This is a genomic window from Staphylococcus simulans (genome assembly GCF_047037175.1).
Lineage (GTDB): Bacteria > Bacillota > Bacilli > Staphylococcales > Staphylococcaceae > Staphylococcus > Staphylococcus simulans_C.
In genome coordinates this window covers 430,739-446,623 of sequence record NZ_CP178241.1, presented here as the reverse complement: position 1 = coordinate 446,623, position 15,885 = coordinate 430,739, and the positions used below count along the sequence as shown (strand labels likewise).

Annotated in this window: 13 protein-coding genes; 1 reads left to right on the top strand and 12 read right to left on the bottom strand. The window is 36.9% G+C overall.

Annotated elements, in window-relative coordinates; translation table 11 throughout:
* Window positions 1–67: 67 nt before the first annotated feature.
* Window positions 68–1,063, top strand: coding sequence for a YeiH family protein (locus ACFCT9_RS02090; RefSeq protein ID WP_412520431.1), 996 nt, complete (start codon window positions 68–70; stop codon window positions 1,061–1,063).
* Between the two features lie 111 nt (window positions 1,064–1,174).
* Here the strand turns inward: ACFCT9_RS02090 and rny are convergent, their stop codons facing one another.
* The 12 genes from rny to rnjB form a co-directional block, all read right to left on the bottom strand.
* Complete coding sequence (gene rny / locus ACFCT9_RS02085) at window positions 1,175–2,734, bottom strand: ribonuclease Y (RefSeq protein WP_412520429.1); 1,560 nt, start codon at window positions 2,732–2,734, stop codon at window positions 1,175–1,177.
* A 199-nt stretch (window positions 2,735–2,933) separates the two neighbouring features.
* On the bottom strand, window positions 2,934–3,998 hold the full coding sequence (gene recA / locus ACFCT9_RS02080; RefSeq protein ID WP_412520427.1) for a recombinase RecA: 1,065 nt from the start codon (window positions 3,996–3,998) through the stop codon (window positions 2,934–2,936).
* A 168-nt stretch (window positions 3,999–4,166) separates the two neighbouring features.
* A complete protein-coding gene (locus ACFCT9_RS02075; protein ID WP_412520425.1) occupies window positions 4,167–5,312 on the bottom strand; it encodes a CinA family nicotinamide mononucleotide deamidase-related protein in 1,146 nt (381 codons plus the stop codon).
* Between the two features lie 134 nt (window positions 5,313–5,446).
* On the bottom strand, window positions 5,447–6,028 hold the full coding sequence (gene pgsA / locus ACFCT9_RS02070) for a CDP-diacylglycerol--glycerol-3-phosphate 3-phosphatidyltransferase (RefSeq protein WP_412520423.1): 582 nt from the start codon (window positions 6,026–6,028) through the stop codon (window positions 5,447–5,449).
* 25 nt (window positions 6,029–6,053) lie between these two features.
* A complete protein-coding gene (locus tag ACFCT9_RS02065) occupies window positions 6,054–6,452 on the bottom strand; it encodes a helix-turn-helix domain-containing protein (protein ID WP_412520421.1) in 399 nt (132 codons plus the stop codon).
* 21 nt (window positions 6,453–6,473) lie between these two features.
* Window positions 6,474–7,313 carry a DUF3388 domain-containing protein gene (locus tag ACFCT9_RS02060; protein WP_412520419.1) on the bottom strand — a complete coding sequence of 280 codons (840 nt, stop codon included), beginning with the start codon at window positions 7,311–7,313 and terminating at the stop codon, window positions 6,474–6,476.
* 132 nt (window positions 7,314–7,445) lie between these two features.
* Window positions 7,446–8,150, bottom strand: a complete 705-nt coding sequence (gene ymfI, locus ACFCT9_RS02055) for an elongation factor P 5-aminopentanone reductase (RefSeq protein ID WP_412520418.1) — start codon at window positions 8,148–8,150, stop codon at window positions 7,446–7,448.
* Window positions 8,151–9,437 (bottom strand): EF-P 5-aminopentanol modification-associated protein YfmH, encoded by a 1,287-nt coding sequence (gene yfmH / locus ACFCT9_RS02050; protein ID WP_412520416.1) that lies wholly within the window; start codon window positions 9,435–9,437, stop codon window positions 8,151–8,153.
* Window positions 9,438–10,733 carry an EF-P 5-aminopentanol modification-associated protein YfmF gene (gene yfmF, locus ACFCT9_RS02045; protein WP_412520414.1) on the bottom strand — a complete coding sequence of 432 codons (1,296 nt, stop codon included), beginning with the start codon at window positions 10,731–10,733 and terminating at the stop codon, window positions 9,438–9,440. It lies immediately after the preceding gene.
* Window positions 10,723–11,445 (bottom strand): GntR family transcriptional regulator, encoded by a 723-nt coding sequence (locus tag ACFCT9_RS02040; protein WP_412520412.1) that lies wholly within the window; start codon window positions 11,443–11,445, stop codon window positions 10,723–10,725. The genes yfmF and ACFCT9_RS02040 overlap by 11 nt, the downstream gene beginning before the upstream one ends.
* A 2-nt stretch (window positions 11,446–11,447) precedes the next feature.
* A complete protein-coding gene (locus ACFCT9_RS02035) occupies window positions 11,448–13,814 on the bottom strand; it encodes a DNA translocase FtsK (protein WP_412520410.1) in 2,367 nt (788 codons plus the stop codon).
* A gap of 225 nt (window positions 13,815–14,039) precedes the next feature.
* Entirely contained in the window at window positions 14,040–15,713 is a 1,674-nt protein-coding gene (gene rnjB, locus ACFCT9_RS02030) for a ribonuclease J2 (RefSeq protein ID WP_412520408.1), read from the bottom strand.
* Window positions 15,714–15,885 lie beyond the last annotated feature (172 nt).

Below are 15,885 nucleotides of genomic sequence, written 5' to 3'. Positions count from 1 at the left end.
ACATACCAAATATTTATTTAACGTTATAGTCTGCTAATGGTACGCTTATTCTCAAGGAGGCGTAACTATGACAGCATTACGACAAAAACCTTTTATCTTAGGGATTGTGTTTACTCTGGTTATCGCACTGATCAGTATGTTGTTAGCGAAATTGCCGATTCTCGCAAATGTGGGCGCATTAACCATTGCCATTTTATTTGCGATTGTTTATCGGCATGTCAAAGGCTATCCAGAACAACTCAGACCAGGTATTGAATTTTCAGCCAAGAAGTTGTTAAAATTTGCGATTGTCTTGTACGGTCTTAAATTAAATATTAATGAGATTATTACACAAGGACGTACTTTATTACTTGTCGATATCGGCGTAGTCATTTTCAGTATCGGTTTTATTTTCTTACTCAATAAATGGCTGAAAGGCGATCGTGATATTGGTCTTTTATTAGGTATCGGCACAGGAATTTGCGGTGCAGCTGCGATTGCCGCAACTTCTTCCATTTTAAAAGCAAAAGAAAAAGATACAGCTTTAAGTGTTGGAATTATTGCCTTAATCGGAACACTCTTTTCATTGGTATATACTGTTATCACATCAATCTTTAATATTGCGCCTCAATTATATGGGGCATGGTCAGGCACAAGCTTGCATGAAATTGCACACGTTGTTTTAGCTGCTGGCTTTGCGGGAGAAGCTTCTCTTAAAATCGGCTTGCTCGCAAAATTAGGACGTGTATTCTTATTAATCCCAGTAAGTTTAATCTTGCTTGCTATTATGAAATACAAATCACAACATAGTACACAAAAAGCCAAAATCGAAATTCCTTATTTCTTATTCGGTTTTATTATTACAGCACTGATTAATACGTATGTACCTTTACCAGAACCGTTAATGGCAGTCTTAAACTTCCTAGCAACCTTGCTGATCATTATGGCGATGGTTGGTTTAGGATTAAATGTCGCATTAAAAGACATTAAAGACCGTGCCGGCAAACCACTCATTGCGATAGTCATTGCTTCTATCGTATTATCTGCCTTAACCTTTGCGACATTAAGCATGTTGCATATTTAATACTATAGTTATCATAATTGCTCCCTTTAGCACTTTGTTGAAGGGAGCTTTTTTATGTAAGTAAAAGAACCTTGAGCTGTCTCTAGCCCAAGGTTCTGTTAATTTCAAAAATTATTTTGCATATTCAATTGCTCTCGTCTCACGAACAACTGTCACTTTGATATGTCCTGGATACTGTAATTCATCTTCTATTTGGTTTTTAATATCTCTTGCTAGGCGATGTGCTTTCAAGTCATCAATGTCATCTGGTGATACAATCACACGGATTTCACGACCTGCTTGAATCGCAAATGCTTTTTCTACGCCTTCATAACCTTCAGATAGCGCTTCTAAGCGTTCTAATCTGCGGATATAATTTTCAAGTGTTTCTTTACGAGCACCTGGGCGTGCTGCTGATAGCGCATCTGCGGCAGCAACTAGGATAGAGATAATAGATGTTGGTTCAACATCCCCATGGTGGGAATGAATCGCATTAATCACTGTTTCATTTTCATGATATTTCTTCGCAAGTTCAACACCAATTTCAACATGGCTGCCTTCTACTTCATGATCAATCGCTTTACCAACGTCATGTAATAAACCAGCACGTTTTGCCAATGTCACGTCTTCAGCCAGTTCAGCTGCAAGCATACCAGATAGGTGTGCAACTTCGATAGAGTGTTTCAAGACATTTTGGCCATAACTTGTTCTGAATTTAAGTCGACCAAGTATTTTAACAAGGTCAGGATGCATGTTATGAACGTTAATTTCAAATGTCGCTTGTTCACCAGCATCTCGGATAATATCATCTACTTCTTTACGTGCTTTTTCTACCATGTCTTCAATACGACCCGGATGAATCCGACCGTCTGAAACTAGGTTGACTAAAGCTGTGCGTGCAATTTCTCGTCGAATAGGATCAAAGCCTGATAATATAACCGCTTCTGGTGTATCATCTATAATTAAATCAATACCCGTCAATGTTTCTAAAGTACGAATGTTACGGCCTTCACGACCAATAATTCGACCTTTCATTTCATCATTCGGCAAGTTGACTACCGACACTGTTGACTCTGACGTATGTTCTGCTGCTAAGCGCTGAACTGTAGTCGCCAACAATTCTTTCGCGGTTTTATCAACTTTTTCTTTCGCTTCAAGTTCCTTTTCTTTAACAAGTACTGCAATATCTTGTGACAGTTCTTCTTCAACACGTTGAAACTGTTCTTTGATAGCTTCTTCACGTGTGAGACCGGAGATGCGTTCTAATTCTTGTTCGTGCTTCATTATTATGGATTGAACACTACTCTCTTTTGCATCTACTTGTTGTTGTTTTTCTTCAATTTTCGACTCTTTTTGTTCTAAAATCTCATCTTTTTTGTCTAAAAGATCAGATTTACGATCTAAGTTATCTTCTTTTTGAAGAAGGCGGGTCTCTTGTTTTTGAAGATTTCCACGTATTTCTCGAAGTTCATTTTCTGTTTGTTCTTTTAAACGTTGATTTTCTTCTTTCGCCTCAAGTAATCTCTCTTTCTTGAGATTCTCTGCTTCTTTGTTCGCCTGATTGATAATATCATCTGCAGTTTGTTTAGCTTGCACTTGTTTGTCGTGCAAAACTTTTTGGGCAACTATATACCCTACAACAACTCCTAGAATACAACCCAGCAAAATGAGTAGGAGGGTTAATAAATTCACACAAACACCTCCTTTTTCTAGGATTTTGTTTATTTGTATATCGATTTCAATATGATTATATGAAGTTATATAAGAATCATACATACCAATTGTACTTTTTTAACATGAGTAGTGTCAAGGCTAATAGTTTACATAACCTTCACAATTACACCGCAAAAAGAAAAACCTGGAAGCTATGTCCAGGTTTATAAAATCAATGCTATTCTTCTTCAAATAATGATGCATTTTCATTATTTTTTTCTGCTTCTTTTTCTTCTTTCTCTTCAACATCGCCATCAAAGATACCCAATTTTTGACGTAATTTTTGATCGATGTCTGCTTTCACATCAGGATGCTCTTTCAAGTAATTTTTAACATTTTCTTTACCTTGACCCATACGTTCGCCATTGTAAGAATACCAAGCGCCTGATTTATCTACGATATCATGTTCGACACCTAAGTCGATTAATTCGCCTTCTTTAGAAATACCTTGTCCGTACATAATGTCCACTTCTGCCACTCTGAATGGAGGTGCAACTTTGTTTTTAACGACTTTAATTTTAGTACGGTTACCGACGATTTCTTGACCTTGTTTTAATTGTTCAGCACGACGTACTTCTAAACGAACTGAGCTGTAGAACTTCAATGCACGTCCACCTGGTGTTGTTTCAGGGTTACCGAACATAACACCGACTTTTTCACGAATTTGGTTGATGAAAATCGCTGTACAATTTGATTTAGAAATAGCACCTGAAAGTTTACGTAATGCTTGAGACATCAAACGTGCTTGTAAACCAACATGTGTATCTCCCATTTCACCTTCAATTTCAGCTTTCGGTGTTAATGCTGCAACTGAGTCAACAACAATAATGTCCACTGCACCACTACGTACAAAGGCTTCAGCAATCTCTAAACCTTGTTCCCCGTGGTCAGGTTGTGAAAGGTATAAGTTGTTGATATCTACACCTAATGCTTCTGCATAGACAGGGTCTAACGCATGCTCAGCATCGATAAATGCCGCAATGCCGCCTTGTTTTTGTACTTCCGCAATCGCATGCAATGCAACTGTTGTTTTACCAGAACTTTCTGGTCCATATATTTCTACAATTCTTCCTTTAGGGTATCCGCCTACTCCTAAAGCGTTATCTAATGTAACAGAACCGCTTGATACACTTGAAACACGGCGTGCTTTGTTATCGCCTAACTTCATAACCGCACCCTTACCAAACGATTTCTCCATATTCTTAATAACAGTATCTAGCGCTTTTTGACGTTCATTATTCAATGTCTGGCCTCCTATTCGAGATATCTTCTCAAATTTATCTTAATTAATACTATACAGGTTTCTATCCTGAATTACAAGAAATAAACGAATATTTGTTCGGTTATTTATCATTTTAAGCTACATCCAACCGAACACCCGTACTTATAAATACATTTTTTCAGTTAATCTCTACTCAGAAAACATATTTATCAAACGGATATAGACATAGTTTGGCGTTCTATGTTTAATTAAATTCCTTTTTTGCGTCATAATAAAACTTTCTATTTTGAAGTCATCTTCTGTTAGTACACCTAAATAGACTTGGTCTTCCTCATGCAATAAGGCAACACCGATATCTGTTTGATACAATTTGCGAACTTGTTCAGCACCTGATTTCAAACGCGCTTTGATATCTAAATCGTGCTCTACAAAGATTACATCATCGATCAACATACCTCTTAATTTATCAATTGTGTCGTCCTCTTTTAATCTAGAATAGACTTCACCTGATGTCACGCCATCGTATATCGCAAATGTACCTGGTACTTTTTCTAAAGTAGCTTGTTCAATTGTTGTTTCATCAGAGCCAAAATAATACTTACCGATACGATTTAAAATGTCCGCTTTGACGGGTTCAATCAATGTTTTACAAGTTGCTTCATCAGGTCCGCTCGCTGTCACACGTATTTTCACTTCATGTGAACCTGCTAGAGGTGCGATTGTCGGGTTGGATTGATTATCAATTAAATCCATGAGTTCCGTTTCAACACGTGATTCTCCGATACCCGCAAATTTAAGTTGCTCTGAGAAAATTGTTCCATTTTCCTCCATCAATAATGGCAATAATTCTTCCTCTGCCATCGGCTGCATCTCTTTAGGAGGTCCCGGCATTAACACAATACGTTTGCCGTCTTGTTCAACTAACATACCTGGGGCCATACCTACTTTATTGGGCAGCACTGTTGCCCCTTCAATTACTAGGGCTTGTTGTTTATTATTTTCACTCATTTCTTGCTTTTGATCTTTAAAGTAATTTTCAATATAGTCTAATGCTGTTTCATCCGTAACCAAGTCGCGTCCTAATACTTTGGCTACAGTATGTTTCGTCAAATCATCTTTCGTCGGACCTAGCCCGCCTGTCATCACGATGGTATCATTGACCTCTAAAGATTGACGTAATAAGCGTTCTAATCTGGCTTCATTATCACCAATTACCGCTTGTTCTACTACATTTAAGCCTACACCATTAAATAGTTGCGACAGAAACTTCGCATTTGTATTTAGTATTTGGCCGAGTAAGAGTTCTGACCCTACTGCTATAATAGAAATTTTCATAAAATTTCCTCCATTACCTTCGAAAATCTAAGTTTATTCTATACAAATATAAGAGTGGCATAAACATAGTGATTTGTGAACTCATATGCACTGTGTTCACCACTATATCTATGCCACTCTTTTGTTGATGTAACTTATGATTGTTTTTTAAATACATCTCTGCCTTTGTAGAAGTATTCAATACCTGAAAGAATCGTAAAGAATACACCGATGTATAACAATACTTGTCCAATTGGGAATCCAATCCATGCCACAAGCGGTTCACCCAGTAAAATCCAAACAAGTGCTACCATTGTAACAGCTGTTTTAATCTTACCTAATTGACCTGCTGCGCTGACGAAACCTTGTTCAATTTGCAGTAAACGTAATCCAGTAACTGCAAATTCACGTGCGATGATAATAATCGCTACGACTGAATTTGTTAAACCTAATTCAACTAATACGATTAAGGCACTCGCTACTAACAATTTGTCCGCAAGCGGATCTAAGAATTTCCCCATGTTTGTGACTAAGTTCCATTTACGTGCTAAGTATCCATCCGCAAAGTCACTCAATGATGCGATGATAAAAATCAAACCACTGATAAAGAACTCAATACGAATAGAATGACTTCCGATAAATGTCATATTGCCGAAGCCGAAATCGACTAACGCAAAAAGAATAAATACCGGTATTAAAATTACCCTGAAGATAGTTATCTGATTGGGTAGATTCATAAACATTTCCTCTTTTCTTGCTATATTATAATAAGAATACTGCTGCCACCCATAATGCTAATGTTGCCACAATAAAGCCGCTGAGCCAAACAACCAATTGCTTAGAATCTTTACTTTGTGTTTTATAATCTGGCGGGTTTGTGCTGCTGAATTGTTCAATTGTTTCCTCATAGTGACTATCCGTAGAATCCGGCAGTTCCTCTTGATGATGAGCAATCAGAATAGAAGCGTCAGTATTCACTGCTTTCGCATATTTTTCAATAATACCTTCTGCATAATTCGGGTTAGAAAGCGCATTAAAGTCATTCGCTTCAATAAGCGTCAAAGTTTCTCGTTTTACTTTAGTCTTTGACTCTAACTCATTTAACGTCATGCCTAAGCGTTCTCTTTTACCTTTTAATGTCTGTCCGATTGTATTGCTCATGTTTTGACACTCCTTGAAACATTATTCAAAAAATCCGAATCCTCCGCCAAAATCATCAAAGGAATTACCGAAATCTAAGTTATTCTTACTTTTAACTGTTTGTTGTTTCATATGTTCATATTTAATTTCTTGGTCTTCAGTTTCTCTTAATTCGATAATATAATCAAAATCATCTAACTGATAATCACAAGACTCTACAAATAAATCTGGATGCTCTACTACTTTAATGGCTGGTAAAGCCATCACTTCATCAACTAGATGACGGTGTTTAGGATCATTCTCCCTTGCGGTAACTGCGCCATCTATAATATAAACATGTTCTGGACCGTACTCTCCTTTTAACAGAGAGTTACGTATTGTTTGTTTAATCAAAGTTGAACTGATAAACAACCAACGTTTATGTGCACAGACACTGCCTGCTACGATAGATTCCGTTTTACCTACACGCGGCATTCCGCGGATACCGATCAGTTTATGCCCTTCTTCTTTAAAGATCTCTGCTAAAAAGTCCACAAGCAAACCTAAATCTTCACGTTCAAATCTGAAGGTCTTCTTATCATCAGCATCTTGTTTAATATAACGTCCATGTCTGACAGCTAAACGATCACGTAACTGCGGTTTACGCATTTTGGTAATCGAAATCTCATCAATTTGACTTACAATATCTTCAAAGCGTCGCATTTTGTCTAGACTATCTGCACGAATTAATAGACCACGTCGATTTTGATCGACACCATTAATCGTCACAATACTAATCCCCATCATCCCTAATAGACTTGCGACATCTCCTAAAAGTCCAGCACGGTTAAAGGTAATTTCATATTCTAAATACCATTCAATTTTTCTTTCTGGTGCTATCATGTTTTAACACGCCCCTTAGTTCAACAACATATAGAATTCATCAGAATGAAGTGATACATACTAATTTTCAATAGAATTGAAAGATATCTACATTATACATTATCTCAAAGTAGATGAATATGGAATTCATACCTAAATATACCAACCGCCATTTACTTTTTGCACGGTACCCGTCACACTTTGTGCGCGCTTATCATAAAGATAGGCACACGTATGTGCGACTTCCTCTGGTGTGACCATACGTTGTTGCGGCAATTCATCAATGATGGCTGCTAACTCAGATGGTTCAAATTCATCAGCCATATGACCGCTGACCATACCCGGCGTAACAGCATTCACTGTAACATTGGTCATCGCAAGTTCTTGACTCAATGCTTTAACAAATCCGATTTGCGCAGCTTTCATCGCAGAGTATATCGTTTCCATGCTCGCACCTGTTTCTCCCCAAATAGAAGAGATAACAATGATTCGACCATGACGACTTGCTCTTAATTGGTCTAAGAAATAACGCGTAATCAGCATCATATGCTTTACATTCAACCGATAACATGTATCAATTATATCTGCCGTCATATCTTGAAACATCCCATATAAACTGCGCCCTGCCGCATAGACTAAGACATCTAAATTATGGATAAATGAAAATGCTGATTCAACATCCAACGTGTCAGTTAAATCCGCTTGAACAAACGAGACATCTTGTCCTTCGTACTTCGTCATCAACTGATCAAGAGCAGCATGATGATAATGCACAATCACCTCATAGCCATCTGACAATAATCGTTCCACAATCGCAGAACCGATAGACCCGGAACCTCCAATGACTAATGCTTTCATTTATTTCTTAATCTCCAGTCTGCTGTCAGCAATTTGATCAAAGTTTAAACTTTTCACTGCTGTTTCATTAATACTTTCTAGCGTAATACTGTCTACAATATCTAACATATTAAATAAGCTGACACCTTCGAAATAAAGTTTTGTATATTGGTTTGCGATGTATTCTGGTGAATTTAAGCTAGAAACAAACTCTCCGATGAATTGTTTTTTCAACAATTCAAAAGCTTCTTCATCTTCCAATTTTCCAACTTTGGCTTTTAATTCATCCAATAACATGGCTTTCAATTTATCTGGGTCAGGTGTTGAACTTGTAATTAAAGAGAAACTATACGACGGTTCTAACACAAATTGGTAACCGAATGTATCATCAATTAATCCTTGATTTAATAAGCTTTGATAGAAATCTGTTTCTTCTCCTAATACCATTTCAAAGAAGAAAGTCATTTCGATATCACGCTGCATAAAGACTTCTTTAGATGCCTGTTGCGGTACATTTTTAAAGCCCAGCATTAATCTTGGAATTTGGATATTCATTTCCTCAACTACTTTAGTTTGCTGTACTGCTTCTGGCTCTTCTAAACTGTCTCTCACGATTTCAGGTTGTGCAGTTAATGCGCGTTTCGCTTCATGATCACGAATCAAGTCATGAATACGTTCAGGTTCTACATTACCTACGACAAACATTACCATATTTGATGGGTGATAGAACGTTTCATAGCACAGATATAAATCATCTTTCGTAATTTCATAAATACTTTCAACACTTCCAGCAATATCCACTTTAACTGGATGTTGTTTATACATGGCACGTAACGTATTGAACATTAATTTATAGCCTGGTTGTTCTTGATACATTTTAATTTCTTCTGCGATAATCCCTTTTTCTTTTTCCACTGTTGCTTCAGTGAAATAAGGTGTTTCAACCATATTCATCAAGCGTAAAATATTAGACTCAACATTTGATGTTGCGCTGAATAAGTAGCTTGTACGATCAAAGCTTGTAAAGGCGTTCACTTGTGCGTTATCTTCCGCAAAGTCAGTAAATAAATCGCCTTCTTCTTTTTCAAATAATTTATGTTCTAAGAAATGTGCTACACCATCTGGTACAGTCACAAATTCATCACTGTTTAAAGGTTTGAATTTACTATCTAATGATCCGAATTGTGTTGTATATGTAACAAAAGTCTTTTGGAATCCTGGCTTAGGAATAATAAACAGTTTCAAACCGTTATCCATTTGTGATTCATATACAGTTTCATCGATCAATTCATAATAACGTTTCTTCATTTAGGCTTCATCCTCCTTCGTCAACACATAAATCGTATCTAGGATGGCACTTTGTGTTAAGTGAATCACATCTTCTTTCGTCACATCATGGATTTTTTGTCCGTAATTGCCATTTGTTAAATCTTTTGGCAGTAGGATTTGATTATGCGCAATTTCAACCATACTTTTTGGACGATCTTGTGATTCATTACGTTGTGAAATTAAAATCTTCTTCGCAAGTTCTAATTTTTCTTCGCTGAATTCACCACGTTGGAATTTCTCGAATTCCGCTAAAATCGTATCTTTTGCAACTTCGTATTTCTCTGCTGAAACACCGCTCAATACGAACATATAGCCGTTTTTGCCATCAATTTGTGAGTGCACAGAATAAGCTAGGCTTTGTTTTTCACGCACCTCATTGAATAAAACAGATGATGGATCGCCGCCAAACATTGTATTGAAGACTACAAATGTATAGTAATCCGGTTGTCCATAATACGTATTAAAGCGATAACCAATATTTAATTTTGCTTGGTCAATCTCATCATATTCCACAATCGTTTGCGGTAACTCATCTTTAGAACGTTGTGCTTGAATCACTGAAGAAACTTGTTGTAATGGTTGAATATCAAACAGTTGTTTGATTTTGTTTGTGACTTCATTTGAATCAACATTACCTACAACATAAACAGCACAATCATCGTTTTCTAACATGGATTGGTATGTATGATATAACAATTCTGGTGTGATTTGAGGTATATGTTCGATTAAACCTGATGCTAAATAACTATAAGGTTGATCGCCAAACATGTTTTTCATCAATTTTAAGAAAGCCAGTTGTGCTTTATTATCGTTGATTGCTTCTAATTTCTTTTTCAATAATGTTTTTTCTTGTGTCACAAACGTATCATTGAAACGTTCATTTTCAACTAACGGATGATATAAAATTTGTTGCAGTAAAGCTAAACCTTCATCAAATAAAGGGTCCTTATGTTTTAAGTATCTTTCATTTACGATTTCTAATGTAATTGTGATGACATGTTTATCTTTGAATTTCGTCACAAAGCTGTTGACATAGGCGCCGTATAATTCTGAAAGTTTTCTATTGAACGCCTTGTCTGTCGGCCATTTTTTCGTTGCTCTGACCAGTAATTTACTTAACAATGCGCGCGCAGTCATTGTTTCTTCATCCAGTGGTGCCATAAATTTGAATGTGATAATTGTCGTTTTGAATTTATCTGTCGGCATCACTTTAATGCGCGGTTCTGTATGATTGTGTTGTTGACTCACACTGTCACACCCTTTCTTAATTTTCATCAGTTTTACGTATTGTTTTGAATTTGACTACTTCACTCTTGAAATAATTATATGAATATAGAATCGGTCTATTTTGATGGTCATAATGAATTTGTCTTAATAACATTAACGCTTCATTCGGCGCTGACTCTAAAGCTTCTGACACTTTAGGTTCATAACTGACCGATTCAATTTCAGTTTCTGAATAAGCAATATGAATATCAGCATAGGCTTTAATTGCGGTTAAAATCGATTCATCATGTGCTTGGAATGCCGCACAAGTCAAATAATTGGTTGCGACCTTATCTAGACAATAGACCACCGGTCTGCCGTCAGCTGTTCTGATTCTTTCAATCAGAGTCACAAATTCACCTTCATTTAAATTAAGTGCTTTACGGTCATACATACTTGCAGGCTGCTGATCCAAATTCATAAAGATTGTTCCAGCTGTATAACCTTCGTTTTCTATCATCTTGCTGATACTTAACAACTTATCAAGCGGATAAAAGAAAGGCTGAGGTGTTTTAACACTCGCTGTTGCCTCAAAGTTTTGCGTTAAAACTTGTTCCGTAATAAGTTCATCCACTGCATCATATACATCATCTGTTTTTGCGTTGACTTCTCTGGCGATTGATAAAGTACTTGGAACCGGATCACCCGGCAGCAATTTGCCTTCTTCAATTTCATTTAGTATCCATTCTTTAATTCTGTATATCGAATTCGTATTTGTCATCATTACACCTCACCATTATCTATATCCACTAATACTTGTCGTGGTTTACTACCACGTTGTGGCCCAATTACTTGGTTGTTTTCTAAATCATCCATTAAACGCGACGCACGGTTATAACCGATTCTGAATTGACGTTGTAAAAGGGATGTACTCGCTTTTTGCTGTTCAACAATAAATTGATAAGCTTCCTCATATAACGGGTCTTCACTTTTCTTTTCTCCGCCTTCAGGTGTGGTACCTGGTTCCATTTCTTTCACATAGTTGGCTTTTTGCTGATCAATGACAAAGTTCACGACATTTTGTACCTCTTGATCACTTAAGAAAGCACCTTGGATACGTGTTTGAATCGAACCGCCATTACCAAAGTACAACATGTCCCCTTTACCTAATAACTTCTCAGCGCCCCCTCTGTCAATAATCGTACGAGAGTCGGTTTGGGAGCTGACCGCAAAGGCAATACGTGATGGAATGTTGTTCTTGATTAAACCAGTAATGACATCCACAGATGGGCGTTGTGTCGCGATAATTAAGTGAATACCTGCAGCACGTGCCATTTGTGTGATACGTTGAATCGCATTTTCCACATCTTTACCTGCGACCATCATTAAGTCGGCTAACTCATCTACAATAACGACAATATAAGGCAATAATGATTGTTTTTCATCTAATTCCTCATTTTGACGTTTCATATATTCATTGTAGCCTTCAATATTTCTAGTACCCGTATGTTGGAATAAATCATAACGACGTTCCATTTCGGCTACAACCTTTTCTAAAGCTTGTGATGCTTTATGAGGATTTGTAACGACTGGAATTAATAAATGCGGAATACCGTTATATACATTCAATTCTACCATTTTTGGATCAATTAGCATGAGTTTTACTTCATGCGGCTTCGCATTCAACAAAATACTTGTAATAATACCATTGATACATACCGATTTACCGCTGCCTGTTGAGCCTGCCACAAGCAAGTGCGGCATTTTATTTAATTCTACACTGATAGGTTCGCCTGATATATCTCTACCCAAACCTACCTCTAATTTATTCTTAGAAGGGAATTTTTCATCTAAGACTTCTTTTAATGAAACGATTGCGATTTTATCATTCGGTACTTCAATCCCCACTGCTGAACGTCCAGGAATCGGTGCTTCAATACGAACATCTTTTGCTGCTAAAGCTAACGCAATATCATTATGCAAGTTTACAATCTTGCTGACTTTAACCCCTTGTGCCGGTTGTACTTCATATTGTGTTACGGCTGGGCCAATTTTGATTTGTGTCACTTTCGCATTGACATTAAAGTTTTTCAAAGTATTTTCTAACAAGCGGCCTTTCTTTTGAACTTCAGCACGTGACGTTGTTTTTTGTTTCACAGGTTCGTTCAAAATAGAGAGCGGCGGTAATTGATAATCTGAATTTTCAACTTCACCCGCTTCTGAAATACTGCTCATATCTTCAGCTGTTTCTGTCGCATCACGATCAACCAATTGACGTTTTTCACGCTTTCTCTTAGGTGATGGTGTTGGTTCTGGTTGTCTAGGTTCAGCTGGTTTTGGCGTCTCTTCTTTTTGATCATCACCAAAAATTGGAATCGCAGCTTCTTGCTTCTCAGTCTCTGACATGGGCACTTCAGTAAAGTCGCTGACGTCTATTACTTCGTCTTCTTGTTGTGCACGTTCAGCGGCTTTTTCTTCTTTACGACGTTGTTTTTCTTCTGCACGCTCAGCTTGACGTGCTTTACGTTCTTTTCTATGTACAGCTGCCTGTTCACTGCCTGATTTTAATTTTTCTAAGAAAATTTTCGCCACATCACGATGACGGCGTTTAGATAATAAAATAAAACTAGAAATAAACAGCAGTAACGTTAAGATGACAACACCTACAATTGAAACTAACGGTATCGTAAAATGGACTAAATAATAACCCAACACACCGCCGCCAAAGTTTGGAAAATGTGTTTTATCATACTGACGATATACATAAGAAATCACAGGTTCACGGTCACCCATGGCTCCTTTCGTAAAGACTAAATATAATTGTGTTGCGAATAACAAAGCCACTTGTAACACTATTGAGCCCGTTAATCTTCTTGTCTTCGGCAACTTAGCATTATACGCTAAAAAGCCTGTAGCTAATATCACAAGGATATAAGTTAAATATCTGCTATTGCCAAATAAGTAATTGAAAAGGGTATCAATTACTCTTCCGATTATTCCTAATTGGAAGGCACCTAGAACAACAAGTACAACCGTAATAATCGCAGCAATATAACGTAAGGGGGCTTCATTTTGTTTTTTCTTTGTATTTTTTCGTCTTGATGTCGTTTTACGTTTCGTATTTGTTGTTCTTTTCTTTCTTTGTGCCAAAACATACACCTTCTTTTCCATAAAATATGTCTTAGTGAATATGTATCATGCGTACAAACACATAATGTATCTGTACACATACTAAACTGACTATCCCTCTATTTTAACATTTTACGTTTAACCCACATAGTTCAACTTCTAAAATATGAGCTATACGATGAAATGCTATGGTACGCATCTTTGCACACCATAGCATTCTTGTATGTTCATCTTGCAGACCTTTAATTAAACTTCAGAAATAATTGGGATAATCATTGGACGACGTTTTGTGTTTTCAAACAACAATTTGCTGATTTTATCGCGCATGTTTTGCTTGATTTCAGACCATTCAATACGACGTTCTTGAAGTCCTTGCTCAACAATTTCACGTACTTTTTCTTCCGCTTCTTTAAGCAATTCTTCACTTTCTCTAACATAGACGAAACCACGTGATTGAATTTCAGGTCCAGCCGCAATTTGTCTTGTTTTCGGATCTAATGTCACAACCGCAATGAAAATACCATCTTCTGCTAATAAATGACGGTCACGTAAAACAATATTACCGACATCTCCGACACCGATACCATCAATTAATACGTTGCCTGACTCTACTTTTTCATTTAAAATCATGTCTTCGCCGTCAAAGTTTAACACGTCACCTTTTTCAGCTAAGAAAATCTTTTCAGGTGCAACGCCTGCTTCTGCCGCTAATTTTGCATGAGCAATCTGCATTTTGAACTCGCCTTGGACAGGGATAAAGTATTCAGGCTTCATGATGTTAAGCATCATTTTGAGTTCTTCCATGCAACCATGACTTGATGCGTGGATTTTCTTATTGTTTGGAATTATATCTGCACCGGCACGCGCTAATTCATTTAGCGTATCACCGATAATGACTTCCATGTTAGCTGAAGCTGTCATTGCTAAGAAGACTGAATCTCCTGGCTCGATATTCATAATTTTATGTTTTTGGCGTGCCATTTGATTTAATGCTTCAACAGGTTCTCCTTGCATGCCTGTCGCAATAATTACCACTTCATTCTTCGGATAGTTTTTAACTTCATTAATTGGAATTAACAATTCTTTAGGAATATCAAAGTATCCCATTTTACGTGCAATATTAAATGACGTTTCTAATGAACGACCTAAGAATGACACTTTACGATTTAATTTGCTCGCAATATTCAACACTTGTTGAATTCTGATAAAGTTAGATGCATAACAAGACACAATCAATCTGCCGTTGACTTTTGTAAATGCATCTAGCATGTGAGACTCAATCACATTTTCAGGTGTATTGTAGCCTGGTTTCTCTGCTTCTGTTGAATCACTGATTAACGCAAAGACACCCTCTTCACCAATTTCAGTCATTTTCTTAAGGTCTGGCGCATAATTGCCTTGTAAACTTTGGTCAAATTTAAATTCACCTGTATACACAATTGCACCATATGACGTATGAATCGTGATACCTAAACTATCTGGAATACTGTGTGACGTATTAAAGAATGATACATTCACATTTTTAAAACGCATCACAGATTCATTGTTGACTGTATAATATCTAACCTTCTTATCAATTTTACGTTCTTTCATATTTTCTTTGACTAACGCAAGTGTCAATTTAGAACCATAGACAGGTGCATCTACTTTCTCTAACACATAGCTGACTGCACCGATCGCATGCTCATGGCCATGCGATAAGAAGATTCCTTTTAATTTATCTTTATTTTCAATGACATATTGGATATCTGGAATAACAATGTCGACACCCAGCATTTCGTCTTCTGGGAACATAAGACCTGCATCCAACATAAACATTTCATCGTCGACTTCAACGATATACATATTTTTCGCAATTTCACCCACGCCGCCAAGCGGGATGATGCGGATATCATTATTCTTTTTCTTTACTAAATTCAATTTTTCTCCTCCTATTTATAATCCCCGACCATATAAGTATTCACTCTATATTATAAGTTAAATTCTTTTTAATGTACACTAACTAAGAGTCTGCTTGAAGATAAACCCTTCATATGTATAAAAGAATGCTTGTGCAGCAACATTAAGTTGTACAAGCATTCTTCTTATTGAA